At 61.6% G+C, this 26082-nt stretch carries 22 protein-coding genes; 13 read left to right on the forward strand and 9 right to left on the reverse strand.

Annotation, left to right across the window (positions count from 1 at the left end; all coding sequences use genetic code 11):
• Positions 1 to 15 precede the first annotated feature (15 nt).
• Positions 16 to 2799, forward strand: coding sequence for an AMP-binding protein (locus AB3Y40_RS18595; protein ID WP_369440388.1), 2784 nt, complete (start codon positions 16 to 18; stop codon positions 2797 to 2799).
• On the opposite strand, the gene AB3Y40_RS18600 is transcribed toward AB3Y40_RS18595, so the two are convergent.
• A complete protein-coding gene (locus AB3Y40_RS18600; protein WP_369440389.1) occupies positions 2772 to 3545 on the reverse strand; it encodes an SDR family NAD(P)-dependent oxidoreductase in 774 nt (257 codons plus the stop codon). The genes AB3Y40_RS18595 and AB3Y40_RS18600 overlap by 28 nt on opposite strands.
• A gap of 325 nt (positions 3546 to 3870) precedes the next feature.
• Between AB3Y40_RS18600 and AB3Y40_RS18605 the strand changes: the two genes are divergently transcribed.
• The 8 genes from AB3Y40_RS18605 to AB3Y40_RS18640 all read left to right on the forward strand — a co-directional run bounded on the left by AB3Y40_RS18605 (position 3871) and on the right by AB3Y40_RS18640 (position 11546).
• Positions 3871 to 4548, forward strand: coding sequence for a haloacid dehalogenase type II (locus AB3Y40_RS18605; protein ID WP_369440390.1), 678 nt, complete (start codon positions 3871 to 3873; stop codon positions 4546 to 4548).
• The gene (locus AB3Y40_RS18610; protein ID WP_369440391.1) at positions 4545 to 5357 is read left to right on the forward strand and encodes an alpha/beta fold hydrolase; all 813 of its coding nucleotides are present in this window, start codon (positions 4545 to 4547) and stop codon (positions 5355 to 5357) included. The genes AB3Y40_RS18605 and AB3Y40_RS18610 overlap by 4 nt, the downstream gene beginning before the upstream one ends.
• A complete protein-coding gene (locus AB3Y40_RS18615; protein ID WP_369440392.1) occupies positions 5354 to 6319 on the forward strand; it encodes a threonine ammonia-lyase in 966 nt (321 codons plus the stop codon). The genes AB3Y40_RS18610 and AB3Y40_RS18615 overlap by 4 nt, the downstream gene beginning before the upstream one ends.
• Positions 6316 to 7494, forward strand: a complete 1179-nt coding sequence (locus tag AB3Y40_RS18620; RefSeq protein ID WP_369440393.1) for an endonuclease/exonuclease/phosphatase family protein — start codon at positions 6316 to 6318, stop codon at positions 7492 to 7494. The genes AB3Y40_RS18615 and AB3Y40_RS18620 overlap by 4 nt, the downstream gene beginning before the upstream one ends.
• On the forward strand, positions 7487 to 8287 hold the full coding sequence (gene pcaD / locus AB3Y40_RS18625; protein WP_369440394.1) for a 3-oxoadipate enol-lactonase: 801 nt from the start codon (positions 7487 to 7489) through the stop codon (positions 8285 to 8287). The genes AB3Y40_RS18620 and pcaD overlap by 8 nt, the downstream gene beginning before the upstream one ends.
• Positions 8284 to 9129, forward strand: a complete 846-nt coding sequence (locus AB3Y40_RS18630; RefSeq protein ID WP_369440395.1) for an EamA family transporter — start codon at positions 8284 to 8286, stop codon at positions 9127 to 9129. The genes pcaD and AB3Y40_RS18630 overlap by 4 nt, the downstream gene beginning before the upstream one ends.
• 61 nt (positions 9130 to 9190) lie before the next feature.
• Positions 9191 to 10441 carry a TCR/Tet family MFS transporter gene (locus tag AB3Y40_RS18635; protein ID WP_369440396.1) on the forward strand — a complete coding sequence of 417 codons (1251 nt, stop codon included), beginning with the start codon at positions 9191 to 9193 and terminating at the stop codon, positions 10439 to 10441.
• A gap of 22 nt (positions 10442 to 10463) precedes the next feature.
• The gene (locus tag AB3Y40_RS18640) at positions 10464 to 11546 is read left to right on the forward strand and encodes a zinc-binding dehydrogenase (RefSeq protein ID WP_369440397.1); all 1083 of its coding nucleotides are present in this window, start codon (positions 10464 to 10466) and stop codon (positions 11544 to 11546) included.
• A 2-nt stretch (positions 11547 to 11548) separates the two neighbouring features.
• Here the strand turns inward: AB3Y40_RS18640 and serB are convergent, their stop codons facing one another.
• Complete coding sequence (serB, locus tag AB3Y40_RS18645; protein WP_369440398.1) at positions 11549 to 12421, reverse strand: phosphoserine phosphatase SerB; 873 nt, start codon at positions 12419 to 12421, stop codon at positions 11549 to 11551.
• A gap of 154 nt (positions 12422 to 12575) precedes the next feature.
• On the opposite strand from serB, the gene AB3Y40_RS18650 reads away from it, so the two are divergent.
• From AB3Y40_RS18650 to AB3Y40_RS18660, 3 genes are all read left to right on the forward strand, one after another.
• On the forward strand, positions 12576 to 13718 hold the full coding sequence (locus AB3Y40_RS18650) for a phosphoserine transaminase (protein ID WP_369440399.1): 1143 nt from the start codon (positions 12576 to 12578) through the stop codon (positions 13716 to 13718).
• Between the two features lie 72 nt (positions 13719 to 13790).
• A complete protein-coding gene (gene serA, locus AB3Y40_RS18655; protein WP_369440400.1) occupies positions 13791 to 15380 on the forward strand; it encodes a phosphoglycerate dehydrogenase in 1590 nt (529 codons plus the stop codon).
• Positions 15381 to 15562: 182 nt separating this feature from the next.
• Positions 15563 to 16354 carry a metallophosphoesterase family protein gene (locus AB3Y40_RS18660; protein ID WP_369440401.1) on the forward strand — a complete coding sequence of 264 codons (792 nt, stop codon included), beginning with the start codon at positions 15563 to 15565 and terminating at the stop codon, positions 16352 to 16354.
• On the opposite strand, the gene AB3Y40_RS18665 is transcribed toward AB3Y40_RS18660, so the two are convergent.
• Together AB3Y40_RS18665 and AB3Y40_RS18670 are read right to left on the reverse strand one after the other, a co-directional pair.
• The gene (locus tag AB3Y40_RS18665; protein ID WP_369440402.1) at positions 16345 to 16701 is read right to left on the reverse strand and encodes a DUF1801 domain-containing protein; all 357 of its coding nucleotides are present in this window, start codon (positions 16699 to 16701) and stop codon (positions 16345 to 16347) included. The genes AB3Y40_RS18660 and AB3Y40_RS18665 overlap by 10 nt on opposite strands.
• A 3-nt stretch (positions 16702 to 16704) precedes the next feature.
• Positions 16705 to 18102, reverse strand: a complete 1398-nt coding sequence (locus tag AB3Y40_RS18670) for a hypothetical protein (RefSeq protein WP_369440403.1) — start codon at positions 18100 to 18102, stop codon at positions 16705 to 16707.
• 153 nt (positions 18103 to 18255) lie between these two features.
• On the opposite strand from AB3Y40_RS18670, the gene mnmH reads away from it, so the two are divergent.
• Complete coding sequence (mnmH, locus tag AB3Y40_RS18675; RefSeq protein WP_369440404.1) at positions 18256 to 19305, forward strand: tRNA 2-selenouridine(34) synthase MnmH; 1050 nt, start codon at positions 18256 to 18258, stop codon at positions 19303 to 19305.
• Here mnmH and selD read toward each other — a convergent pair.
• Genes selD through AB3Y40_RS18700 form a run of 5 tightly spaced genes read right to left on the reverse strand, consistent with a single transcriptional unit; the run spans position 19292 to position 26040 of the window.
• Positions 19292 to 21403 carry a selenide, water dikinase SelD gene (gene selD, locus AB3Y40_RS18680; protein WP_369440405.1) on the reverse strand — a complete coding sequence of 704 codons (2112 nt, stop codon included), beginning with the start codon at positions 21401 to 21403 and terminating at the stop codon, positions 19292 to 19294. The genes mnmH and selD overlap by 14 nt on opposite strands.
• A gap of 25 nt (positions 21404 to 21428) precedes the next feature.
• Complete coding sequence (locus AB3Y40_RS18685) at positions 21429 to 21983, reverse strand: pyridoxamine 5'-phosphate oxidase family protein (protein WP_369440406.1); 555 nt, start codon at positions 21981 to 21983, stop codon at positions 21429 to 21431.
• Positions 21976 to 23007 (reverse strand): lipocalin-like domain-containing protein, encoded by a 1032-nt coding sequence (locus AB3Y40_RS18690; protein WP_369440407.1) that lies wholly within the window; start codon positions 23005 to 23007, stop codon positions 21976 to 21978. The genes AB3Y40_RS18685 and AB3Y40_RS18690 overlap by 8 nt, the downstream gene beginning before the upstream one ends.
• A complete protein-coding gene (locus tag AB3Y40_RS18695; protein ID WP_369440408.1) occupies positions 22997 to 25387 on the reverse strand; it encodes an FtsX-like permease family protein in 2391 nt (796 codons plus the stop codon). Before AB3Y40_RS18695 ends, AB3Y40_RS18690 begins: the two co-directional genes overlap by 11 nt.
• Entirely contained in the window at positions 25384 to 26040 is a 657-nt protein-coding gene (locus AB3Y40_RS18700) for an ABC transporter ATP-binding protein (protein ID WP_369440409.1), read from the reverse strand. The genes AB3Y40_RS18695 and AB3Y40_RS18700 overlap by 4 nt, the downstream gene beginning before the upstream one ends.
• Positions 26041 to 26082 lie beyond the last annotated feature (42 nt).

The raw sequence follows: 26082 nt of genomic DNA on the forward strand, positions 1-26082 counted from the left end.
AAAAGGACACGCACCATGATCCCATCCCAGACTGTCGCCGATGATCTTGTCCAAGCCATCGAAAAGTTCAGTGATGCACCTGCGTTGTCTGATCGGCAACGTACAATATCCTACCGTAGGCTCGGCGCATTTGTCCAAGATCTTGGCCTGTCTCTGCAGACGCCCCAGATCATAGGCATTTTCGGCTCTCCCGGGGTGGCAATGGCCGCAAGTGCCGTGGGCTGTGTGATTGCAGGGCGGCCCTTTGTGCACCTGGACCCTGCTATGCCGCAAATGGTTCTGCACAACATCATTTCCGAATTGCAGGTTAGTCTGGTGGTGTCGTGCCAACCCGCCCCGGCTGGCCACCTGCCGGGTGATTGTAAGGTCGTTGATGCGACGGCACTCTTGCAAGAGGAACGCGCACTAAACGAACCGTTGCGTGCAACCCCCGTGTCCCCGGATGATCCGATCTATCTTGTGGCAACATCTGGCACGACGGGGCGGCCAAAGTGCATTCCCGTGGCCCAAGACGCTGCCTTTCTGTCCTATGAATGGCGTGACGCATTTACGCCTTACCACCACGGCATACGCGTGGGCATCTATGTGTTTGCGATTTGGGAGATGTTTCGCCCGCTGCGCAAAGGTGCCGAATTGTGGTTCCCTGATGCCAGCACATTGTTCAACCCGAGCGAACTGGCAGATTTCCTGATCGCACATAACGTCGACGAGATGCTGTTCACGCCATCGTTTTACAACACGTTCCTCACCGCGCTCGACACGACAAAGGCCAACCGCTTACCCCTTAGCCGCGTTGTTCTCAACGGAGAGGTCGTAGACGACGAACTGATCACAACATCGCTCGCGAAATTGCCGAACACCGCGTTGTGGAACCTTTATAGCATCTGCGAAACACATGATGTCTGCATGTCGCATTTGACAGGGCCTGCGGGCGATGCCCCCGTGTCGGTTGGTGTGCCAATGGAACATCTTCGGGCCGTTATTCTGGATGAAACAGACACGCCGTGTCCCGTTGGCACATCGGGTCAGTTGCACTTTGAAGGGCCGCGAATGTTGGGACGCGGTTACATCAATCGCCCTGAAGAAACCCGTCTGCGGTTTCGTGAACTCACTATTCAAGGACGCAAGACACGGCTCTATGATACAGGTGATCAGGCTTGGGTCGATGACACGGGCGCGCTGCACATCGAAGGGCGCATTGCCCATATGCTCAAACTCCGTGGGTTTTCGATCCAAACGCGGGAACTGACCGATACGTTGCGCGAAAAACTATCCTTTTCCAGCGCTGCACCATGGGTGGCGGACGTCGGAACACGCGGCCCAAGCCTGATCTTTTACTATGCCGCGGATGCCACTCAGGCACTGGCCAATAAAGATAGATGGGGACTGACGGCAGGCACAAATCGCATCCCGCCTGACTTTGCCGCCGAGCTGCGCGAGGTGTTGCCGGCCTATTGTGTGCCGTCGTTTTTGGTGCAAATGGATGCGCTGCCCCTGCATCCGGTCTCTGGCAAGGCAAACATGCGCGCCTTGCCGGTGGTCAAAGATGACGCCGACCCTGAAAGCGCCGCTGAGGATGCCGTGATTGCCGCCGCCGCAACCGCGATGGGGTGCGCGCCATCGCAGATTGATCCCGCGCTTAGCTTTCATGACCAAGGCGGTGACAGCTTGATGTGTGTCACCTTGATGCTTGAGCTGGAAAAGGCTTACCGACGCCCCATCGACTTTGAACTCGCCATGAATGTGCCGCTGCACAGGCTTGATCAGTTAATGACGCAAGAGGCCGATACGCCTGCGCCCACAGACACTTTTGACCGTCCCGGCATTTTGCTGACCGGCGTTACCGGGTTTCTTGGTGGTCATGTTTTGGCCCGTGCGGCGCGCGATCTTCCCGCAGGAGAGGTGATCTATTGCCTCGTCCGTGACAAAAATCGTGGTGCACGTGATCGGCTGGACGAAGTCGCGCAGACCAATGGTGTCGCGCCTGATCGCTACGTGATGGTTCCGGGAACGCTGGATGCGCCCGACTTCGGCCTTGATCCATCCCCGGCCAAAGCACTGGCAGCCTCTGTCAGACAGGTTGTTCATTGCGCGGCGATGGTGAACCTCGCCATTGGGCGCGCTGAGATGCTGGACTGGTCGGCACGTGGCATGGACACGGTTTTGCAGTTTTGTCGCGATGCAAATGCAGACCTGCGCTTTACCTCCTCCAGTTCGGTTTTTCCCGATCGCGGAGGCCCCTGGCCAGAAGCACCCGCCAAGCTGTGGGACGATATCACAGGCTACGGCGCTGCAAAAATTGCGGCAGAAACAGCGATCCGTGTTTCGGGTATTTCCGCCGCGATTGTCCGGCTGCCGTCGCTTTACGATCTGGATGCCCCAAACCCGCGCGACATTTATGAAATCATCCTAGAGGCATCTTTGCAGGCCGGTCACATGCCGCAATCACTGACCTTTCCAATGACCGACGTGACCGCTACCGCGGGGTTCCTCCTTGGCCCTATCACGGCAACAGATATTCCGATTTACAACCTGATGGCGGATACATCCATCACGCCCACTGATTTCAACGCGTTACCTGTCGGTGACTGGCTGGCCACTGTTGATCTTGACCCCGGCATTGCAAATGTGATCGCCAATTTTCCCGAAACGTTGCAGGCCGATGCGTCCTTTGCCAACACGGCTGCCCGCAACGCGTGGGCCCGCATATCAGACCGCCCCTACAGCGCCATCAGTGATGGTAAAGCGCTCCTGTCGCAACGCAGATCGGCCTACCAAAGCGCGCCCGCGTTGACTTGATAGTCCTCCATCGTCAATGCGCGCGCCGCATCACTGACAAGGAACGCGGCCAGCTCTGCGACCTCGGTGGGTTGCACAAGCTGGTTCTGTGGATTGGACTTGGCGTATTCGGCGCGCACGGCGTCCAGGCTTTGACCTGTCGCCTTTATGTCTGCATCAATGAACCGGCGTAGCATTTCGGTCTCCACCCAAGTCGGGCTGATCGAAACGCAGGTAACCCCATGTGCCGCGCCCTCAAGGCTGACACATCGGCCCAACCCCAAAAGCCCTGCTTTAGATGTACAATAGGCGGCGTTATTCGCCATCCCGTTGTGCGCAGCCACCGACGCAATATTGACGATCCGGCCCCAGCCTGCACGTTTCATGTGGGGGATCACGGCGCGGATTGTACGGAAGGATCCGCTAAGGTTAGTGTCGATATGATCGTCCCAAACCTTGTCCGAATGATCGATGACCGCCGCCTCTTCGTAGACACCTGCCGCGTTGACCAAAATATCAACGCCGCCATGGGTCGCAGCGACCTCGGCCACGAACGCATCAACGCTTTCGCTGGATCGCACATCCAAGGCGGCCGCATGAATGTTTGCGTGATCGGCACCAAGAACGTCGCGAACATGGGCGTTATCTGCAGCACGACGCGCGCCCACAACAACAGTCGTTGCGTCTCTCGCCAGACGGCGTGCGATTGCAAGCCCCATGCCTGAAAGCCCGCCAGTCACGATTGCCGTCCTGTTGCCGTTTTTCATGCTGATTGTCCTCTGCTCAGGTTATCCATCACAGACCACCTAAGCGAAACGCAGGAGGTCTGCATCGGAAAACTGACTTGGTCAATTCTCATCTTTGCTTGTCCGGGCAAAGAACGAAAATCTGAAAGGGGCCATTTGATCGAAGAAACCAAATGGCAGGAACGTCCGCGTCTGGCTCATTCAAGAACCCGCACGGAACGGATGGAACCTCATCGCATGACGTGACGCCGTTCATGGATCGGACGAGAAAAATCGGCGCTTCGCATCAAAGGTCTGGGACGTTCCACAGGACCGTGTTTATCTGGTCCCATCGAAAGGACTGTTCATGCCCATCACCACTTGTGTCTTTGACGCCTACGGCACGCTTTTTGATGTCAACGCCGCCGCGCGGGTGCTGGCGGCAGAGCCGGGGCAGGATGCGCTGGCTGCCGTCTGGCCGCAGCTTGCTGCCCATTGGCGCGCCAAGCAGCTGGAATACACCTGGCTTCGGGCCACCGCCGGGCGGCATACTGACTTCTGGCAAGTGACACAGGATGGTCTTGACTGGGCGATGGAGGCATGCGCACTGGCAAACCCCGAACTGCGCGAACGCCTTTTGGCACTTTACTGGCAACTGCCCGCTTACCCAGAGGTGCCGGTGATGCTGGACACCCTCAAAACCAAGGGCCTGCGCACCGCGATCTTGTCCAATGGATCGCCTGAAATGCTCAAAGGTGCGGTTGACAGTGCGGGCATTGCTACCCTGCTGGACGCCACACTGTCGGTCGAGGATGTGGGCGTCTTCAAACCCCATGACAGCGTCTATGACCTTGTGCAGAAACGCTTTTCCGGTGACCGTGCGGATGTGCTTTTTGTATCTTCCAACGGCTGGGATGCCTGTGCGGCGGCGGGTTACGGCTTTACCACGGTCTGGGTCAACCGCGCGGCCGCGCCGATGGACCGGCTTTATGCGCAGCCTCAACATGTGCTGGGCGATCTGACCAGCATCCCGGACCTGACATGACCTTCACTGCACCTGACGGCACCCGTCTGCACTATGCCGACGAAGGCACCGGGACACCGGTGATCGCGCTGGCCGGGCTGACCCGGAACGGGACCGACTTCAACCACGTCGCACCGCATCTGAACTGCCGCCTGATCCGATTGGATTATCGTGGACGCGGGCAATCCGATTGGGCCGACCCCGGCACCTATTCGATCCCTGTTGAAGCGCAGGATGCTCTGGCGCTGATGGACCACCTTGGGCTGGACAAGGCCGCCATCCTTGGCACCTCGCGCGGCGGACTGATCGCGATGGTGCTGGCTGCCACGGCCAAGGACCGGCTGCTGGGCGTGGCGCTCAATGACATCGGGCCAGAGATCGCGCAAACCGGTCTGGACGTCATCAAGAACTATATCGGCAAGCCGCTGCCCTTCAAAACCTATGCTGAGGCCGCTGAATTTCGCGCCCGCAATTGGGTGCACTTCAAAGGCGTGCCCATGTCGCGCTGGTTGGAAGAGGTGGAACAGCAATACGCCGCCACCGATACCGGTCTGGACCTGCGCTATGACCCCAAATTGCGCGACGCGGTGCTGGAAGCAGGCGCGCAACCTACCCCCGACCTCTGGCCGCTCTTTGATGCGCTGGCGGGCCTGCCGCTGGCGCTGATCCGGGGCGCAAACTCTGACCTTTTGACCGCGGCGACGGCTGCCGACATGCGGGCCCGTCGCCCCGACATGACTTTTGCCGAAGTTCCTGATCGCGGCCATGTGCCATTTCTGGATGAACCCGCCGCGCTGACGGCGCTACACACTTGGTTGGACGCCCTATGAACATCGACATGATCCGCGCCGCCGCGACCCGCCTTCAGGGCCACGCTCGCGTTACCCCGCTCTTGACTTCGCCGTTTCTGGACCAGATCGCAGGCCGTCCGGTCTATGTGAAAGCCGAATGCCTGCAACACACCGGCAGCTTCAAGTTTCGCGGCGGCTGGTCGGCGGTGTCGGCCCTGACATCCGAACAACGAACCAAGGGCGTGATCGCGTTCTCGTCGGGCAATCACGCGCAAGGCGTTGCCATGGCCGCTCGCGCCCATGATGCCCCTGCCGTCATCGTCATGCCCGCCGATGCCCCCGCTGTGAAAGTCGCCAACACCCGCGCATTGGGGGCCGATGTGGTGCTCTACGACCGCGAGACCGAAAGCCGCGAGGCGATTGGCGAGGCGATTGCCTCTGAACGCGGCCTGACCCTGATCCGCCCCTATGACGAACCGCAGGTGATCGCCGGCCAAGGCACGTGCGGGCTGGAAGTGGCTGCGCAAGCCGCCGCACACGGCGTGACCGACGCACAGGTGCTGGTCTGTTGCGGCGGTGGTGGGCTCACGTCAGGCATCGCACTGGCACTGGCCGCTGATGCGCCTGATATGACAGTCCACCCCTGCGAACCGCAGGGATTTGACGACGTGGCCCGCTCTCTTGCTGCCGGGGCGATCCAGCGGAACAACCAACTGAGCGGGTCAATCTGTGACGCCATCGTCACGCCTCAGCCCGGTGATCTGACATTTCCCATCATGCAGGCCCATTGCGGACCGGGGCTTGTGGTTAGCGAAGACGATTGCCTGCGTGCCATGGGCCTTGCCTTTGAACGCCTGCGCATCGTGGTCGAACCCGGAGGTGCTGCCGCCCTTGCCGCCGCCCTTTTTCATTCTGACAGCGACCGCCCTGTCATCGCTGTCACCACGGGCGGCAACGTCGATGCGGCCATGTTCGCCCGCGCATTGGAGACCCTGACATGACCGATTTCACCATCGCCAGCTTCAACGTCAAAAACCTGATCGAGGCAGATCAGGAATACTACAAATTCGAACGCTACACGCCCGAAGAACATGCGTGGAAACAAAGCTGGCTCGCCGATCAGGTGCTGACACTGAACGCTGATGTCGTCTGCTTTCAGGAAATCTTTTCCCTCATTTCCCTTCAGGACGTGATTGCAGAAGCGGACGCCGCGGGCATCGCCGCCAATGACGCGAATATCCCCGACCCGTCGCGCCGTTACGCGCGCAAGGCGATCTTTCGCAAACTGGCTTACGAACCTTATGCCGACGCGCCCTTGGCCTTTGCCGCCAACGCCAATGATGGCGCACCGGGCCAGCGCCGCCCGGGCCTTGCGGTGCTGTCGCGCCGTGGTTTTGTGGGCCAGCCGACAATCATTCAGGACCTCGTCCAACCTCTTGTGATCCCCTTCGGCCCGGACGGGCAGTTCACCCTGCGCCGCCTGTCGCGCCCGATCCTGCGGGTGCGTGTGCCGGTAGGCGATCAGGTTGTGACCGTCTTCAACTGCCACCTCAAGTCCAAGCTGGGCGAATATGACAACCCCGATGGCCTGCCCGTCCCACCCGCCGCTGATCTGACTAACTACGACCCCGCCGCCCGCGCGCTAGGGAGCTTGCGCGCCGGTCTGCGCCGCATGGCAGAGGCTTGGGTGCTGCGCCGCGCGATCATAGACGATCTGTCAGCGGGCAACCCCGTCATGGTGCTGGGCGACTTCAACGATGGCGAACACGCGGTGTCGACGGAAATCATCTCGGGCGAGGTGCCGTTCAAGAACTACGCCTGGATGCGCCGCCACGATGCCAAACACTCCGGCGACCGCTACAAGGATCACGAGAACGACCAAATTCAGGCCGATATCACCCGTTATCGCCTGCATTCGGCAGAGAAACTTTTCGTCCGCAAATCCGCCCGCGACATGGTTTATACTTCGGCCTTTGGCGGCGTCTTTGAGAGCATTGACCAGATCTTCATGTCCGACCACTTCAACCCCGACAACGCGGACCGTCTGGGCGAGATGTCGTATTTCAGCGTCCTCAATGACCACTTGACCGACGGCAGCCACCCAGAGGCACCCTATAACAAGCTGGCCTCCGACCACGGCCAGATCATGGCGCATATGACCATCCACGATGACTGACACCCACACGATCACCCGCGACGGGGTCAATCTGCACGTCGAAACCGCAGGTCCAGCTAATGGCCCTACGATCATGTTCTCCAACTCGCTGGGCAGCACGCTGCACCTGTGGGATCAGGTCTTGCCGCACCTGCCTGTGGGTCTGCGGATCATCCGCTACGACATGCGCGGGCATGGAAAATCTGATGTGCCGCCGGGTCCCTATAGCATGGGCGCGCTGGTCGCAGATGCAGAGGCCATTTGTGACGCGCTGGCGGTAAAGGACGCGCTCTTTGTCGGGCTTTCGGTCGGCGGCATGGTGGCGCAGGGACTGGCAGTTAAACGGCTTGACTTGATCCGGGCACTGGTGCTGTCCAACACCGCCGCCAAGATCGGCACACCCAAGCTGTGGCAAGACCGGATCGACATGATCCAGACACACGGTATGGCGGCAATGGCGCAGTCCGTGATGCCCCGCTGGTTCGGGCGCGATTTCTACGGCACCCCTGCCATGCAGCCGTGGCAAGAGATGCTCGCCGGTGTTGACCCCGTCGGCTATACCGGCGTTTGTGCCGCCATCGCGGGCACCGATTTCTACACACCCACATCCGGCCTGCGTCTGCCTTGCCTTGGCATCACCGGGTCAGAGGATAAATCGACACCCCCCGATCTGGTGCGCGAGACCATTGAGCTGATCCCGGGGTCCGACTTTCAGATCATGCGCCGGCTGGGTCATTTGCCCTGTGTCGAGGATCCCGCCGGTTATGCCGCCCCGTTGAACGGCTTTATCGAACGCACCGGTCATCTGACGTGACCGCACTGACTCTTGGTTTGATCGCGGCCCTTTGCTGGGGGTTTCACGACATCTGCGTGCGGTTCGTCAGCCAGTCCGTGCCGCTATTGGCGTCCCTGCTGATGGTGCTGGTCGTGGGACTGTTGTTCCATCTGGGGCTGATGGTGGCGCTGGACGGGTTCGCAGCCCTGCCCGCGCCCGCCCTTGGCCTTTCGGTCCTGTCGGGCGGCTTTTTTCTGATGGCGAGCCTTGGCCTTTATGGCGCGTTCCAGCGCGGGCCCGTGCGTCTGGTGGCCCCGATCATTGCCAGCTATCCGATCTTGTCGGTGGGCTGGGCCGCGATAGGCGGTGCGACAATCCACCCACTGCAATGGCTTGCCGTGCTGGCGATCGTCGTGGGCGTCTCCGTGGTGGCGGCGCTGGCGGACGATGGCACGGGCGATGTGCCGCCAAAGGGGCGCACGATTCTACTATCGGCGATCTCTGCGGTGGGGTTTGCCAGCACATTCGCACTGGGACAATGGGCCACAACGCTCGCCTCTGACCTGCCGGTTACGCTGGTCACGCGGATTGTGGCGATTGTTCTGTTGGTGACAATCATCTGGTCTTACGGACTTCCGCTTTGGCCCGAACGCCGCGCCTGGCCTGTCTTGTCGTTGATGGGACTGGCCGACGGCATCGCCCTTTATTGCATGTTCTCGGCCGGTGATCTGGCTGATGCGCAATACGCAGCTGTCGCCGCCTCGACATTTGGTTTGCTGACGATTGTCGGGGCCTGGGTGTTCCTGCGCGAACCCATGCGCTCGGCCCAATGGGTTGGCTGTGCCGTGGCCTTTGCAGGAATCGGATATCTTGCAATTTAAAATCGTCGTTGCAATCTGAACTGGTCAGTCTATTTCTGGAGGACCGCTAAGGATCCAGACCATGGACAAGAACCGCTTACCAATCATCTTTATCCTGATCTCTGTCGTGCTCGACAGTATGGGGATCGGGCTGATCATGCCGGTCATGCCTGACCTCATTCAGGAAGTCGGCGACTTCGACCTTGCCAACGCGGCGATCTGGGGCGGCATCTTGACTACGATCTTTGCGGTCATGCAGTTTCTCTTTGGTCCCACCATCGGAAGTCTCTCTGACCGCTTCGGTCGCAGGCCCGTGCTGCTTATCAGTCTGGCCGTTATGGCCTTCGACTATGTGCTGATGGCCGTGGCGGGCACCATGACGCTGCTGATTATCGGGCGTATCTTGGGCGGGATCACTGCAGCCACGCAATCGACCGCGGCCGCCTATATGGCCGATATCTCTAAACCCGAAGAGAAAGCCGCCAATTTCGGACTGATCGGTGCGGCCTTTGGCGTGGGCTTTGTGCTGGGGCCGCTTCTGGGCGGTGTGCTGGCCGAATTTGGCACCCGTGCGCCATTCTGGGCCGCGGCGATCCTTGCGGCTGCCAACTTCGTCTTTGGCTACTTCATCCTGCCCGAAACGGTCACTGACAAAATCCGCCGCCCGTTTTCCATCCGCCGCGCCAACCCGCTTGGCGCGTTCCAGCACCTCTCGGCCCTGCCCGGCCTGACCCGCCTAATGGCGATCCTGTTCATCTATGCGGTCGCCTTTTTTGTCTATCCCGGCGTCTGGGCCTACTACGGGGCAGAGCGCTTCGACTGGAGCCCCGGCATGATTGGCCTGTCGCTGGGCATCTTCGGCATCGGCATCGCCGTGGTCCAAGGGTTGTTGATGCGCCCGATCCTGTCGCGGATCGGCGAACGCAACGCCGTGGTGCTGGGCCTCTCCATCGACGTGCTGGCGTTTGTCGCACTGGGCTTTGTCACCAACGGCTGGATCGCACTCGCGCTGACCCCACTGACCGCGCTGGGATCCATCGCAGGCCCCGCCCTGCAAGGCATCATGTCCCGCGCCGCCAGCGACGACCAACAGGGCGAGCTGCAGGGCCTGATCGCCTCGATCAACGCGGTCGCCACTATCGTGGCACCCCTGATCGTGACCTCGACCTTCTGGTACTTCACCGCCGACACCGCACCAATTTACGCGCCCGGCGCACCGTTCCTGTTGTCGGCTGCTCTGACGGTCATCTGCATCGTTATTTTCGCCTCTGCGCGGCAGCGACTTGAAAAGTCGCTAGGAGACAAGGCAACAGTGGCAAATACCACCAAATAGGACACCGACCAAAGGAGCACCGATGCCCCAGATCAAAGCCGCCGTCTGCCGCACCCACGGCCAACCGCTGACCATTGAAACGCTCAGCCTGCGCGCACCTGTGATGGGCGAGGTAGAGGTGACGCTGAAGGCCTGTGCCATTTGTCATTCCGACATCTCTTATGCGGATGGGGCTTGGGGCGGCGATCTGCCTGCGGTCTACGGGCACGAGGCGGCAGGCCATGTCACCGCCGTGGGCGACGGTGTGCGCGGCCTTGCCCTTGGCGATCCTGTTGTCGTGACCCTAATCCGCGCCTGTGGGTCCTGCCCTTCCTGTGGCGCCGGAACGCCCACGATCTGCGAAACCCCCAACACCGCCGCCCCCGTGCTGTCAGACGCAGATGGCACGCCGGTGGTGCAAGCGATGAACGCCGGGGCCTTTGCCGAAAAGGTCGTGGTGGACCAAAGCCAGATCGTCAAACTGTCGGACAGCATCAGCATGGAGGCGGCCAGCCTTCTGGCCTGCGGTGTAATCACCGGCGTCGGTGCCGTGGTCAACGCAGCCAAACTGCGCGCCGGTCAGGACGTAGTTGTCATCGGCGCGGGCGGCGTGGGTCTGAATGCGATCCAAGGCGCGCGCATCGCCGGGGCCCGCCGGATCGTGGCCGTCGACATGTCAGAGGAAAAACTGCAGATCGCCCGCGACTTTGGCGCGACGGACACTGTGCTGGGCACCGATGACGCCCCCTGGCGTGCCGCCAAGGCCGCAATGGGCCGGGGCGCTGATGCCGTGCTGGTGACCGTGGGCGTTCCCGTAGTCTACGATGCCGCCCCGCGCTATCTGGCCTATGGCGGCAAGGTCATCATGGTCGGGATGCCACCCTCTGGCGCATTTTCCAGCTATGAAGCCGCCAATTTCGCCGCCGTCGGCCAATCCATGGTCGGCTCAAAAATGGGCGACGTGGTGATCCAGCGTGACATCCCTTGGATGGTCGACATGTATGAACAAGGGCGATTGAAACTGGACGAGCTGATCTCGAACACATGGTCACTTGATCAGATCAACGAGGCCATCGCCGACACCAAAACCGGCAGTGCCAAGCGCAACGTAATCCTGTTCGACTGATCCTAACCGCCCACAAATTCTGTCCGCGCATAACCCTGCACGAACAAAAGTGCGGTCAGATCGCCGTGGTTCACCCGTATGTCGCACTGGGCCTGCACGCTCGGTTTCGCGTGTAGCGCTACGCCCATGCCCGCCCGGCGCAACATGCCCAGATCATTGGCCCCGTCGCCCACGGCCAGCACATCGTTTTCCGCAATACCCAGTCGCGCGGTGATCTCCTCCAGCGCCTCAACCTTGGCCTGCTGTCCCAGAATTGGCCGCTGTACCTTGCCGGTCAGCTTGCCGTCTGCGACCAACAGCGTATTGGCGCGGTTCTCGTTAAACCCCAGCTTGGCGGCTACTGCCGCCGTAAAGGCGGTAAACCCGCCTGACACCAGCGCCGCATAAGCGCCATTGGCTTTCATCGTGGCCAGCAACACCGGCCCCCCCGGCATCAGATCAATTCGGGCCTCCAACACCTGCTGGATGACGCCCTCCTCCAACCCTGTCAGCAATCCGACCCGCTCATCAATTGCGGCCTCAAAATCCAGCTCGCCATTCATCGCGCGCGCTGTGATGCCCGCCACATGCGCGCCCACGCCCGCCTCTGCCGCCAGTTCATCAATGCATTCCTGCTGGATCATCGTGCTGTCCATATCGGCCAGCAGCATTTTCTTGCGGCGTCCCGCCTCTGGTTGCACGACCAAATCAACGCCCTGCCGCTGCAGGTCCTCCCAGACGTCCCACTGATTGCCCGGCACCTTTGGCAAAGTGAACGCCGCGGCCTCGTCCACCGACAGCCAATCCACATCACCCCCGCCCCATGCGTTGCGCAGGCTGTCCACCAACGCCCGGTCCAAATTTCCAGGCTTGGCGATCAATGTGGCTACATACATCAGGTTTCCTATCGGCGTCAGTCATGTCGCAAAAAGCGGCTCAAGCGGCGACTTAGCGCCATTTCTGCTGTTGCGAAACCCCCGCCTGCCCCGTAACCCCACCCGTGGGACACCCTTCCCCAACGAAGGGCGCATATCTGTAAGGATACCAGCAATGGCACTATCAAAACCGGCAGCGCGGCCGGCAAACCCGCGTTTTTCCTCTGGCCCCTGCGCCAAACCCCCCACATGGACACTTGACGCTTTGTCAGACGCAGCCTTAGGCCGGTCGCACCGCGCCGCTGTGGGCAAGGCCAAGCTGGCCGAAGCGATTGACCTGACGCGCGAAGTGCTTGGCATTCCCGCCGATTATCGCATCGGCATTGTCCCCGCCTCGGACACCGGCGCGTTTGAAATGGCGATGTGGTCGCTCTTGGGTGAACGCCCGGTACAGATGGTCGCTTGGGAGAGCTTTGGCGCAGGCTGGGTCTCTGACGTGACCAAACAGCTGAAAATTGACGCCACAAGCCATACGGCGGACTACGGCGAGATCGTCGATATGGCGGCCCTGAACTATGACAACGACGTCTGCTTTACGTGGAACGGCACCACGTCAGGTGTCCGCGTTCCCTCCGGCGATGTGATCCCCGCCGACCGCGCGGGTCTGACCCTTTGTGATGCGACCTCAGCCGCCTTTGCGCAGAACCTGCCCTGGGACAAGCTCGATGTGACCACGTTCAGCTGGCAGAAAGTCATGGGCGGCGAAGCGGCCCACGGCATGCTGATCCTCAGCCCCCGCGCGGTGGAACGTCTGGAAAATTACACCCCCGCCTGGCCGCTGCCCAAAATCTTCCGCATGACCAAAGGCGGCAAACTGATCGAGGGCATCTTCCAGGGTGCAACGATCAACACACCTTCCATGCTGGCGGTCGAAGACTACCTATTTGCGCTGAAATGGGCCAAGTCCATTGGCGGCCTGGATGCGCTGCGCATGCGGGCCAATGCCAATGCGCAGGCGATCTGGAACTTCTGTGCCGCAAACGACTGGATCGCAAATCTCGCCGCAGATCCCGCGACCCGCTCAAACACATCTGTTTGTCTGAAGTTTACCGACGCCCGTATCACCGACGGCGCGGCCTTTGCGAAAGCCGTGGCCAAACGGTTGGAGGCGGAAGACATCGCGCTCGATATCGGGGCCTATCGCGACGCACCTGCGGGCCTGCGCATCTGGTGCGGTGCCACGGTCGAAACTTCGGACATCGAGGCGATGCTGCCCTGGCTCGCCTGGGCCTTCGAGACCGAAATCGCCACCCTCTGATACGCATTTTCGACGAAAATTCGGGACCCAAAAATCTTCAACGAAGATTTTTCCCCGCACAAGGACATACCAATGCCCAAAGTACTTATCTCTGACAAACTCTCCCCCGCGGCCGTGCAAATCTTCAAGGATCGCGGCATCGACGTGACCTTCGAACCCGACCTCGGCAAAGACAAGGACAGGCTTCTGTCCGTGATTGGCGACTACGATGGCCTTGCCATCCGCTCGGCCACCAAGGCCACCGAAAAGATCATCGCCGCGGCCAGCAATCTCAAGGTCATTGGCCGCGCGGGCATCGGTGTCGACAATGTCGATATCCCTGCCGCGTCCAAGAAGGGGATCATCGTGATGAACACCCCTTTCGGCAACTCCATCACCACCGCCGAACACGCGATTTCCATGATGATGGCCGTGGCCCGCCAAATCCCCGAGGCCAACGCCTCAACCCATGCCGGCAAATGGGAAAAATCCCGCTTCATGGGCGTGGAACTGACCTCCAAGACCCTCGGTGTGATCGGCGCAGGCAACATCGGTTCCATCGTCATCGACCGCGCCCAGGGCCTCAAGATGAAGGTCGTGGCCTATGACCCCTTCCTTTCCGAAGAACGTGCTTTGCAGATCGGCGTGGAAAAGGTCGAACTGGACGAACTACTCGGCCGCTCCGACTTCATCACGATGCACGTCCCCCTGACCGAACAAACCAAAAATATCCTCTCGGTCGAAAACATCGCCAAGCTGAAAAAAGGCGTGCGCATCGTCAACTGCGCCCGTGGCGGCCTGGTAGACGAAGCGGCCCTCGCAGAGGCCCTCAAATCCGGCCATGTCGCCGGGGCCGCCTTTGACGTCTTTGCCGTGGAACCCGCCACCGAAAGCCCGCTGTTCAACCTGCCCAATGTGGTTGTGACCCCGCACCTTGGGGCCGCCACCACCGAAGCGCAGGAAAACGTCGCCCTTCAGGTCGCCGAACAAATGTCCGACTACCTGCTGACCGGCGCCGTGACCAATGCGCTCAACATGCCCTCTGTCACCGCAGAAGAAGCCAAGGTCATGGGCCCATGGATCAAACTGACAGAGCATCTGGGCAATTTCACCGGTCAGATGACGGATGAACCGATCACCGCCATCAACATTCTCTTTGACGGCGAAGCCTCCGAAATGAACCTCAAAGCTCTGACAGCTGCGACCATCTCAGGCATCATGCGCCGCCGGAACCCGGACGTGAACATGGTCTCCGCACCTGTCATCGCCAAGGAAAACGGCATCAAGGTCTCGACCACCAAGCAAGACCAGTCCGGCGCATTTGAAGGCTACGTCAAAGTCACCGTGGTGACCGAAAGACGCGAACGCTCTGTCGCAGGTACGGTCTTCTCGGACGGCAAACCGCGCTTCATCCAGATCAAAGGCATCAACATCGACGCCGAAGTGGGTGCGCATATGCTCTATACAACCAACGAAGACGTCCCCGGCATCATCGGTGCCCTTGGCCAGACCATGGGCGAGAACGGCGTCAACATCGCCAACTTTACCCTTGGCCGCGCGGCAGCCAATGGCGAGGCGATCGCCCTTCTCTACGTCGACGAAGCCGTGCCTGCCCCGGCCATCGCGGCACTGGAAAACACAGGCCTCTTCCAACAGGTGAAACCCCTGACCTTCGACATCTGACACCCCTTGGGGCGGTGCCATCCCGGCACCGCCTTTCGCTTCTTCTGGCCAAAAAATATCCCCGCCGGAGGCATCCATCATCTCCCCCCTTCCCTTTCACCCGATCAGGGGCGATACGGGACGGCGGGCGGGGCGTTTTGGCCGCGTCAGCGGACAAGAGCGGCGCACGACGGACCCCAGCCATGATCTATGCAATCGGTGACATCCACGGCCAGAAGGCCATGCTCGACGCGGCCCTTGCGCTGATCGAACGCGACGGCGGACCTGACGCGCAAATCGTCTTTCTGGGCGACTACACCGACCGCGGACCCGACAGCCGCGGCGTGCTCGACACCCTGATCGCAGGCACCCGCGCAGGCCGCAACTGGATCTGCCTCAAGGGCAACCACGACAAGATGTTCCACGACTACGTGACTGCTGGCATCGAACACGACCGCCACGTCAAATCCGGCATCTCCTGGATCAACCGCCGTCTGGGCGGCGTCACCACGCTGGCCTCATACGGGGTCACCGGTGACGCACATTTCCTGCATCCCGCAGGTGGAGGCGTTGAGACCCTCGCGTCTTACGCAATCGGCACCGACACCATCGACGCAGCCGAGGTGCAGCGCCGCGCCGCCCGTGCCGTCCCCAAAGCGCACCTCAAATTTCTCAAGAATCTGCCCGTCGCCCATGAAACCGACGATCTGTTTTTTGTCCACGCAGGCCTGCGGCCCGGCCTGCCCATGCACCAGCAGAAAGAGGATGATCTGCTCTGGATTCGCGATGGCTGGCTTGATGACACCCGCGACCACGGCAAGCTTGTTGTCCACGGCCATACCGCCCTTGATGCACCGCAACACCATGGCAACCGCGTCAACCTCGATGGGGGTGCGGGCTATGGCCGCCCACTGATCCCTGCGGTCTTTGAAGGCCGCGAATGTTTTTTGCTGACGGAAAACGGACGCGAGGTTCTTTGGCCGCATCACGCGTGATAGGTCAACGCCCTGTGAATCAGCAGGCTTAACACCGCCTCAGGCACGTCTGCCTCGACCGGCCATGACACCCCGCGATTGCCATCCCAGATCAGCCCCTCTCCGGCGACCGCCTGCACATCGCCCATCACCGATGATTGGCAATGGGTGAAGACTGACGGCAGCCCCGCCTTTGTCAGCCCCAACCGGATCGTCGTGCCCTTCTTTGAGAGGTACGCAGGCTGCCCCCAACGCAGCGCCTCTTCCACTGCCACATCGCTGGCAAGGATCATCGCGCGCACCTGCAACAACACCACACGCGGGGCATCGGGAAAGGCATCAAAGGCCGCTTTCACCTCTGGCGTCATCGCTCACTCCTTTCGAATGATCCCGGTCACCGCCGCCGCCCCGATGGCCGTGACGATCCACCCCATGGCAATCAGCCACCAGCGCACCCACCACAGCCACCAGCCCCAGGGGCCGCGCGTGGTGGACGGCGCCCAGGCCGCTTCCTGCCCAAGCGAGATGAGCGGGATCACCAGATCAACACTGTAATAAAACGCCTCAAACGTCTCATAGTCGCGGCCCGGCTGATCTGGCCCGGACCAGACCTCAGCCGGGTTTGCCACCTGATCCGGCCCGACCGAGACCGCTTGCCACCCCGATGACATCAGAACCGGGGCCGCATTGGGCGCAAAATCCCCTGCCCGCCATGCCCGGTCTGCAAGAAATGTGCCGACCGCGATCAGGATCAGCAGGGCCGCTACAGATTGCAGCGGGCGATAGCCATAGCCGACCAGCCAGCGCTGGGTGTGGTCCGCAATCCAACTGCCCAAAACCTTGTGCAACTGACCGCCTTCGGCCCGCCACCTCTTGCGGGCAAAGGACCTTTGCAGCCGCTCTTTTTCCATCATCACCCGCCGTGCCTCTGCGGTGTGGCCGGTCTCGCGCATGACCTCGGCAAAATGCGCATAAGGGTGCGGGCGAAACTCATCATCGACCACTGCCCCCCGTTCCAGCCAGGCCAGCCGCATGTCGATATCCGTGGGCCCCGACAGCCGCACAAAACGCAACCCGTCAAACATCAGATCCGGCGTGCGTTCCCAGCTTTCGGCGTCATCCGCCAGACTGTTGAATTTGGCCCCGGTCAGCCGGACCATGCCGTTGATCTGCGCCAGATCGCGCCAGAAAAACGCCTTGCCGACGACCAGCCCTTGCGCGTTCAGCGCATCGCCCTCACCCGCCACCAGACTGGCCCCGTCAAAATCAACCTGCCCGCCCGCCTGCGCGCTCATCAGGGTCAGCCCACCCTCGACCACCACGCCGCGAAACAACAGATCACCTGCAATGACACTGCCATGCAGGTCAACGCCCTGCGGAAAGATGCTCCGGTTCAGCACCAGCGCTGCACCATGAAATTGCCGCGCCAGAAACGCGCCCTCAAACCGGCAATCCCGCAGATGCAGCCGCCCGACGCCCTGCCCGAACGACAGGTTCAAATCCTGCCTGATCCACGCCCCCCGGATCGAGATGCCACGCACATCCGTTGTCCACTCCGGGCAGCCGCCCAGCACCAGAAACCGCAGCAGCGGCGCGCGGATCAACGTCTCGGGCGTCGGCTCTTTTGGGACCTTGTCCCGGCGCGCTGTCACGCCACCGGTCCGCGCGGTGTCCAGCAAGGCCTCTTCGGCGGGTGTCAGCGCCTGCGCATCGCGCAGCGCCTTTAGCTGGGCGTAATGGGTGATCAGCTCAAGGTCAGGATAGTCCATGCCCGCAGACTAGAACCCGCCGGGCATTCCGCAATCTCCAATTTCAGGGTTAACGCAAGTTAAGGCCCGAATATGCATACGATGTGTATGGTCTGTGCATCGTTTGTGCATGGCCCTCTGTCACAGTGCGGTGCAATCGGGTAAGCCACCGCCATGGCCGAATTTTCCACCCTGCGCGCGCTTCTCGATCATGGCTTTGATGATGCCATCGACGTGCGCAGCCCTGCCGAATTCGCAGAGGATCACATCCCCGGCGCGATCAACTTGCCGGCCCTCTCGAATGCCCAGCGGGCCGAGGTGGGGACGATCTACAAACAGGTAAGTCCTTTTGACGCAAGGAAAATTGGTGCCGCTCTTGTGGCGCGGAATGTGGCGGATCATCTGTCTGGTCCGCTCGCGGACCGCAAAGGAAACTGGCGACCTTTGGTTTATTGCTGGCGCGGTGGGCAACGCTCTGGTTCTGTTGCCGCAATCCTGACCCAGATCGGCTGGCGGGCAGAGACGATCAAAGGCGGCTACACCAGCTATCGACGGCTGGTGCATCAACTGCTGTATCAGACCCCGATGCCCCACAGGATTGTCCTGTTGGACGGCAATACCGGCACCGCAAAAACCGATATTTTACAACGCCTTGCAACCAAGGGCGTGCAGGTGCTGGACCTCGAAGGCATGGCCGGTCATCGTGGGTCGTTGCTCGGCGCCACCGCCGCCGGACAGCCCGCTCAAAAAGGGTTCGAAAGCAAGCTCGCCGCTGCCATCTCCACCCTTGATCCGATGCGGCACACCGTGGTCGAGGCGGAAAGTTCCAAGATCGGCCAGATCAACCTGCCGCAGCAAATCTGGGCCGCGATGATCACCGCACCGCGCCTTGTGATCCACGCCCCGATTGCGGCCCGCGCGGCCTACCTCACGCAAGCCTACCGCGACGTGACCAACGACCCCGCCGATCTGAAAAAGCGGCTTGAACCCCTGCGCCACCTGCGCAGCCATGCGGTCGTGGACCAATGGCTTAACCTATTGAATTCAGGCAACTTAAATGGGTTGGCGCAGGCCTTGATGCAGGACCACTATGACCCTGCCTATACCCGCAGCCGCAAGATCGACAGCCGGGCGGTGCTGGGTGAAATTGCTGTGCAAACGCTGGACGACGCAGGGCAAGAACAGGCCGCAAACGCGATCCTGACACACCTCAACGCACTGTAATCGCAGCAGGCCCGTCGGTCACTTCACCAATGATCGCCGCGGCATAGCCGGCGTTTTGCAACCCCGACAGCGCGGCACCGGATTTGGCCGCAGGCAAGCTCGCCAACAGCCCACCCGCCGTTTGCGGATCAAACAGCAGGTCAAACCGGGCGCCGCCGACCCCTGTGACCACACCTGCCCCGGCCAGATTGTCAGCATAAAGGCTTGATCTGACGCCCCTTTCCGACAGCTCAACTGCACCATCCTGCATCGGGATATCATCCAGCACAAGCTGCACCCCCACGCCCGAGGCCGCACATATCCCGTTCAAATGCCCCGCCAGTCCAAAGCCGGTGACATCGGTCATCGCGGTGGCATCCTGCAAAAGTGCCACGGCCGCGGCCTGCCCCTGCTGCATCTGGCGCAGCGCACCGATCACATGATGTCCCGCGGCGATCCCTTGCATTTCTGCTGCCATGATCACACCGCTGCCAATCGGCTTGCTCAGGATAAGAACATCGCCGACCTGCGCCCCGCCGAGCGTCTTGGGCGGGTCTTCACACAGCCCCGTCACACTCAGCCCAATGGTCATTTCCGCCCCGAGCGAGGTATGCCCACCCACAATCTGCCCCCCCGCCTCTGCGACAACCTCTTGCGCTGCGGCAGAAATCTCGGCCAGCGTGCGGCGTTGCAGATCATCCGACATGCGCGGCAGGATCAGGTTCAGCGTGGCGGCTTGTGGCATGGCCCCCATCGCCCAGACATCGCCCAGCGCATGCACCGCCGCGATCCGGGTCATGACCACCGGATCCTCCCAAAAGCTGCGCAGATGATCGGTGCTCAGCACCTGTTGCGCGCCACCAGTGGTGATAACCCCCGCGTCATCGCCCGGGCCAACCACGTCCAGCAAAGCGCCGCGCCCCACTTTAGCCCCGCAACCACCGCACATCGGCTTTGCGCCCAAAGCCTCTGTCAGTCCAAGCGCATGGGTCAGTGGCGGTGCGGGCGGCGTCATTGGTGCCAGATCGGTGAACTGCCGCATAAATTTGACGTCAATGTGATCCTTCCATCGCCACAGCAGCGGCCCGGCCCGCGCGGTGCCAAATTTCTCGGCCAATGCGGACTTTTCGCCCAAAGAGATCAGTTTGAGATAATCGCGCTGCGGATGGTAGGGCCGCAACGCCCCACCCGACAGGGCGGCCCGCAGATTATCAAATAAAACAGGGGCTTCGCGCACCGCAAAGACACCTGCTTTGGGGCGCGGGGTGGCGGTCAGGTGGGCGCAATCGCCCACCGCAAACAGCGCTGGGTCCGACGATTGCAGGTTGGCATCAACGGCCACAAACCCGTCCTTCACCCTTACCCCGATCCCTGTGATCCAGTCGTGCGGCTTGGCACCCGCCGCACCAGTTGTGAACTGCGACGGGATGCTGCGGCCATCCTCCAGCAGCACGGCATCCGCCGTCACCTCTGCCACGGACGCGTCGGCAATGACCTTCACCCCCGCTGCGTCAAGCGCTGCCAGCATCTTTTGCCGCGCCACATGCCCCAAAGCATCCAGCACACGACCCCGGTCGATCAGATGCAAAGTGGCATCCGGGCGCGCAAACTTCATCGCCAGCGCAAGCTCTGCCCCGGCGACCCCACCACCGATGACGGCGATGTCGGGTGCTGCCTCGGCCGACCGAAAGGCATCCCAACGGCTTGCGAAAACACCCAACGGTTTGGCAGGCACCCCGTGGGCTGCAAAACCCGGCAGGTCTGGCATGGCAGAGGTGATGCCGACATCAATGCTGGCAACGTCATACCCAATTGGTGGCCGCCCCGGCACGGTAATTTGCCGCGCGACCGGGTCGATCGCACTCACCGCGCCATCAATCAGCCGCGCACCGGCAAACCGCGCCAATTGCACCAGATCGATGTCCAACTCATCGCGCGAGTAGTGCCCCGCCACGAACCCCGGCAACATTCCTGAATATGGCGCAGTTGGGCCGGGGTTGATCACCGTCACCCGCGCGCCTGCAAGCGGCCGCATCCCCCAGCGGCGCAGCACTAGCGCGTGGGTGTGGCCTCCGCCAATCAGAACCAGATCACGGGTCAGGGGAAATTCAGGTCTCATCCCAACCCTCTAGCCTGAATGCGACCTACGGCGAAAGCCATTGCCCCGCCCAATCATCATCTCGTGAATAGCCCGCGCGCCGGTGATCTGCCCCCAAATGCACCGCATCAATCCATCTGATCCGGCACAGCAGCACCGCAAATGTTGCCCGGTCGGGCACCTTGGAATAGTCCAGCGCATCGGCTATTGGCCGCCCCGGCGCGGGCTGCGTGCCATAGCTTTGACGGCTGTGATCCGGCACTGTCTCCCAATCCACATCTGTTGCGGCCCCGGTCAAAATCGCGACCTCGGCCTGCAACCTGATCTGTAGCGCCTGATCCGCGTCCCAGACATGCAGCGCCGCGCGCGGGGCGGCCTTTAGGCTGGGGATTTTGTGAGAATAGAGATCCGTAAAAACCTTGATCGCAGCACCCTTTTCAACAGACCGCAGCACCACGGTCCGCGCTTCGGGCCAGCCATCGGTCGAGATGGTGGCAAACGTCGGATAGCGCGCCGGATGGTCCGCATCCGCCACACCCAGTGCGAGCGTCTCCCACACCCGGTCCCGCAGGCCGTCCAATGTTGAAAACCACTCACTCATAGCCCGTCATCTCCAGATAGCCTTGGCCCCGATGCGACCCTGTGACCGTCACTGGCCCTTCCCAATAGGGCACGGATGTATCCATCCACGCGCCGTCATAGATCGCCGTCACAGTGACATCGACCCCCCGGTCGGGCAATGTCACCTGCCATTGCGTCGGCACATCGCGCCCCGCAACTTGCGCTGTGTCCAGCGGCACCGCGGCAAAGGCACCATCGGCATAGGCTGTGGTGCCTCCCGCCTCGATCCACGTGGCCGAGGAATAGGCGCTGCCATCGCTTTGCCGCAGCAGGAACCCCATCAGCTTGGCGCCATCGTCGAAAGACAGCGAAAACCAGTCCCACCCGGTCTGATTTTCTGACAAGGGCTGCGACGACCATTCCCGGTCCAGCCACGCTGACCCGGTTACAGCTATATCACCATCCGGCAGGGTCAGCGTGCCAGACACGTCGTAGAAGGGTTGCGAGTAATAGTAAGACGCCTGACCATCCGCCGATTTCACCGAATAGCCCGCGTCGCCGTGAAAGATCAGTGGACCCGTCGCCGTCAGGTCCATGTCATAGGCGAAATCGGGGCCGCTGGCGGTCATGCGCAGGTCATCAAAGCTGCCCGCCAACTGCCAATCGTCGATCCAGGCCTCAAACGGGTCCGCGATCACCCCGGCCTGCCCAATCCCACCGCGCGCCAGACGTTCGGTCACGAAATGGGCATCGGGTGTGGTGACCGCCGCATGGCCCATCCACAGCTGTGGCGCGGTCCAGCCTGTGCCCGCCTCGGGTGCCAATGCCGACCGGAACAATGTCCATTGCAGCCCATAAGGTGTGCCGTCCTCTGCCTCCAGATTGGCGGTCAGATACCACCACTCGATCCGGTAATCCGGGTGCGGCCCGTGATCGGCGGGAAAGTCGAACTCCGGGTCGGGCTGTGGCACGGCAAAACCGTCGGCTTCCGCCCCCAAACCTGCAAAGCCCTGCGCCTGCGCCGAAAGCGGCACAAGGCACAACAAAAGAACCCTAACGCTCATTGGAAAACACCTTTAGCAGATCGGCAGGCGGGGTGCGCGACAAACGCCACGCTGGCCAAAGGGCGGCCAACGCCGCCGCAACAAGCGCAAAACCCAGCAAACGCAGATAATCCAGCGGAAACAGGAACATCGGCAACTTCCAACCAAAGGCTGCGACGTTGACGATGGCCAGAAGAACCCAGGCCAATGCCAGCCCCAGCGGCAGCGCAAGAATTGCGGTCAGAACCGCCAGCAGGATGGCGCGGATCAGCTCGAACCGGCCCAGTTGCACACGCGTCATGCCCATGGCCCAGGCCGGTGCCAGTTGCGGCACGCGCATCGCAGCAAGGGTCAGAAGGCTCATCAAAATGGCAAAGCCCGCGACGGCCAGCGTCAGGATGTTCAACGCTGTTGTGACGGTGAACGTCCGTTCGAACACATCCAGCGAAAACTGCTTGATCCGCGCCTGATTGATCGTCTGCTCGGGCGGGATGTTCAGATCGGTCTCCAACGCCGTGACCAGCGCAGGCACGTCATCAGGATCAAGGCGCAGACCGAACCTGAGCGCTACGCTTTGTGGATAAAGCTGCGCAAACAACGCATCGCCAATGATCGCCTGCCCAATGGGATTGCCATAATCACCATAAATCGCCGCAATGATCAGCACCTGCCCACCCAGCGGAACCGCATCGCCCACCTCCAACTCGGCGCGACGGGCCAGTTGTTCGTTGATCAGGATGCCGCGGCCCTCTGCGACCTCGTCCCACGGTGCAGAGCCTGCGGACAAAAACGCCCAGCCTTCGCGATAAGTGGCATGGTCGCGCACGCCAAACACCTCTGTTGGCAGCCCCGCGATCTGCGCCTCAACCGACTGGATCGGCAACACCGCATCGACGCGCGGGCCGACAAAGCGTTCCAACGCCGCAGCCTGGTCCCGGTCCGTCGCTGACACATAAAGCTCTGACGCGAGGCGCTGGTCCAGAAACCCGGTAAAGGTCAGCCGGAAACTGCTGACCATTGTTGAAACCCCCACATTAGCGGCCATCGCCAGCAGCAGCGCCATTAACGCCAGCGACAAGCCCGGCAGTTGCTGGCGCGTATCCGCCCAGAACCAGGCGGCGCGCACCTCGGTCGTGCGGCCTTGAAACAGCGCCAGTACCCGATCCAGCAACAGCGGCAAGGCTAGTGCAGCGCCGATCAGCAGACAGGCCAGCAAGGCAAAACCTGCCAGCAGCCCTTGGCCCGTGATCCCCAACAACAAAGCTGCGACCAGCAGGATCACAGCGGCCACAGCCTGCAACACGGCCCCGCGCCCGGCCGCCATCGCCAGCGCGCGGGGGGCGGCCCCTGCCAAAAGCGGCATCCGCGCCAAGCACCAGAACGCGCCACCGGCGGCGAGCGCCGTGCCGCCCAGCGCAATTGCCAGCCCCGACAGCCACCACACTGGGCGCAACTGCAGGGTTCCCGCGACATCCGCACCATAAAGCCCGCGCAGCGTGGCCGCGACGTCCGGCAGCAAAAGCGAGGCGATCAGATAGCCCAGCAGTACACCCACGGCCCCAGCAACAAGCGCCATCACCATCAATTCCACCGCCATAAGGCCGATCAACCGGGGCAAGGGCACGCCCAACGCCCGCAGTGTACGAACAACCGGGCGGCGCTGTTCAAACGCAAGCCCAATGGCCCCATTGACGATGAAAATACCAACTGCAAAGGACAGCAATCCAAAGGCGGTCAGGTTCAAATGAAAGCTGTCCGTCAGCCGCCCGATGTCGGATCCGCTTTGCGCCGCCTCAAGCTGCAAGTCCGGGGCGACGCTGTTCAGCGAAGGCCGCCCGATAGGTTGCTCTGATGAAACGATCATCCAGTTAATCACGTCAGGCTGGCCCAGCAGCCGCGCAGCAACGCCCACATCCGTCATGACAATGCCGGGGGCCACGTCCGGGGCCACAACCCGCTCTGCTGCGATGTCGCCAAGGGCATCCAGCGCCTCCTGTGTGCCAAAAACCTGCCCCGAGCCCGAGAGAAACGCACCGATGTCGCCCCCTTGATCCAGCGGCACAGGTCCAAGCCCACCCGGTGCGGTCAAAGGGTCCAATCCGATCAGGCGAACCCCATTGATCCGCCCCTCTACCACGGGCGAGACGAGCCACCCGGCCCGGCGCAACGCCACATAGGTCGCCTGCGGAATGGTGCTGCCACCGGTCGGCACAAGCTGGTCAAATTGCCCTTCGCCCAGCGTCGCAGCGGCTGCGTCGTAAGACGCGCGCGCCTCTGCATTGACCGCTTGCACGCCTGACCACAGCGCCGTTGCCAGCGCCAACCCAGCCAATAGTGTGAACAATTGCAAAGGGTTGCGCCGCCAGTGCGATGACAGCGCCGACAGAACCGCACGTGTCATGCAACCACCCCACGCGCCAGATGCAACCGACGGGCCATACGCCCGGCAAGCCTGTCGGAATGGGTCACCAGCAACAGCCCGGCCTGCGTCTCGGCCACCAGATCCAGCATCAGTTCCAACACCGCCTCTGCCGTCAGCTCGTCCAGATTGCCAGTGGGTTCATCGGCCAGCACCAGCCGTGGCTTCGGCGCCAACGTGCGGGCAATCGCCACGCGCTGCTGTTGGCCACCTGACAATTGTTCCGGATATTTGCGCAACTGCGGCTTTAACCCCATCCGGTCCGCCAGATCGGCACACCATGCGGCATCATACTGCCCAGCCAGCCGCGCCTGAAAAGCGATGTTGTCCACCACCCGCAGACTTGGGATCAGGTTGAACTGCTGAAACACCACACCCACCCTGCCGCGCCGCAAGGCCGCGCGCCCTGTGTCATCCAGTGCAGCCACATTGACGCCGTCCAGCAATATCTCGCCCTTGTCGGGCACATCCAGCCCGCCGATCAGATGCAACAGCGTGCTCTTGCCGCTGCCACTTTCCCCCGTCAGCGCCAGCGTTTCACCCGCGGCAAGCGACAGGCTAACGCCGCGCAACACATCAAACGGGCCGTCCGCCGTTTGAAACGTCTTGTGAATGTCTTGTGCGCTCAACAGCATTCGGTGCGTCCTTCTTGGTTTGGCACAGATAGACCGCAAAGC

The sequence above is a fragment of the Yoonia sp. R2331 genome, assembly GCF_041103235.1.
In the GTDB taxonomy this organism is placed as follows: Bacteria; Pseudomonadota; Alphaproteobacteria; order Rhodobacterales; family Rhodobacteraceae; genus CANMYO01.

Coding starts and splice junctions, on each gene's coding strand:
- AB3Y40_RS18605 (WP_369440390.1), top strand. CDS start 3,871: ATGCCCATCACCACTTGTGTCTTTGACGCCTACGGCACGCTTTTTGAT.
- mnmH (WP_369440404.1), top strand. CDS start 18,256: ATGGCCGAATTTTCCACCCTGCGCGCGCTTCTCGATCATGGCTTTGAT.
- AB3Y40_RS18615 (WP_369440392.1), top strand. CDS start 5,354: ATGAACATCGACATGATCCGCGCCGCCGCGACCCGCCTTCAGGGCCAC.
- AB3Y40_RS18635 (WP_369440396.1), top strand. CDS start 9,191: ATGGACAAGAACCGCTTACCAATCATCTTTATCCTGATCTCTGTCGTG.
- AB3Y40_RS18665 (WP_369440402.1), bottom strand. CDS start 16,701: ATGACGCCAGAGGTGAAAGCGGCCTTTGATGCCTTTCCCGATGCCCCG.
- pcaD (WP_369440394.1), top strand. CDS start 7,487: ATGACTGACACCCACACGATCACCCGCGACGGGGTCAATCTGCACGTC.
- serA (WP_369440400.1), top strand. CDS start 13,791: ATGCCCAAAGTACTTATCTCTGACAAACTCTCCCCCGCGGCCGTGCAA.
- AB3Y40_RS18650 (WP_369440399.1), top strand. CDS start 12,576: ATGGCACTATCAAAACCGGCAGCGCGGCCGGCAAACCCGCGTTTTTCC.
- selD (WP_369440405.1), bottom strand. CDS start 21,403: ATGAGACCTGAATTTCCCCTGACCCGTGATCTGGTTCTGATTGGCGGA.
- AB3Y40_RS18695 (WP_369440408.1), bottom strand. CDS start 25,387: ATGACACGTGCGGTTCTGTCGGCGCTGTCATCGCACTGGCGGCGCAAC.
- AB3Y40_RS18700 (WP_369440409.1), bottom strand. CDS start 26,040: ATGCTGTTGAGCGCACAAGACATTCACAAGACGTTTCAAACGGCGGAC.
- AB3Y40_RS18670 (WP_369440403.1), bottom strand. CDS start 18,102: ATGGACTATCCTGACCTTGAGCTGATCACCCATTACGCCCAGCTAAAG.
- AB3Y40_RS18595 (WP_369440388.1), top strand. CDS start 16: ATGATCCCATCCCAGACTGTCGCCGATGATCTTGTCCAAGCCATCGAA.
- AB3Y40_RS18620 (WP_369440393.1), top strand. CDS start 6,316: ATGACCGATTTCACCATCGCCAGCTTCAACGTCAAAAACCTGATCGAG.
- AB3Y40_RS18690 (WP_369440407.1), bottom strand. CDS start 23,007: ATGAGCGTTAGGGTTCTTTTGTTGTGCCTTGTGCCGCTTTCGGCGCAG.
- AB3Y40_RS18660 (WP_369440401.1), top strand. CDS start 15,563: ATGATCTATGCAATCGGTGACATCCACGGCCAGAAGGCCATGCTCGAC.
- AB3Y40_RS18685 (WP_369440406.1), bottom strand. CDS start 21,983: ATGAGTGAGTGGTTTTCAACATTGGACGGCCTGCGGGACCGGGTGTGG.
- serB (WP_369440398.1), bottom strand. CDS start 12,421: ATGTATGTAGCCACATTGATCGCCAAGCCTGGAAATTTGGACCGGGCG.
- AB3Y40_RS18610 (WP_369440391.1), top strand. CDS start 4,545: ATGACCTTCACTGCACCTGACGGCACCCGTCTGCACTATGCCGACGAA.
- AB3Y40_RS18640 (WP_369440397.1), top strand. CDS start 10,464: ATGCCCCAGATCAAAGCCGCCGTCTGCCGCACCCACGGCCAACCGCTG.
- AB3Y40_RS18600 (WP_369440389.1), bottom strand. CDS start 3,545: ATGAAAAACGGCAACAGGACGGCAATCGTGACTGGCGGGCTTTCAGGC.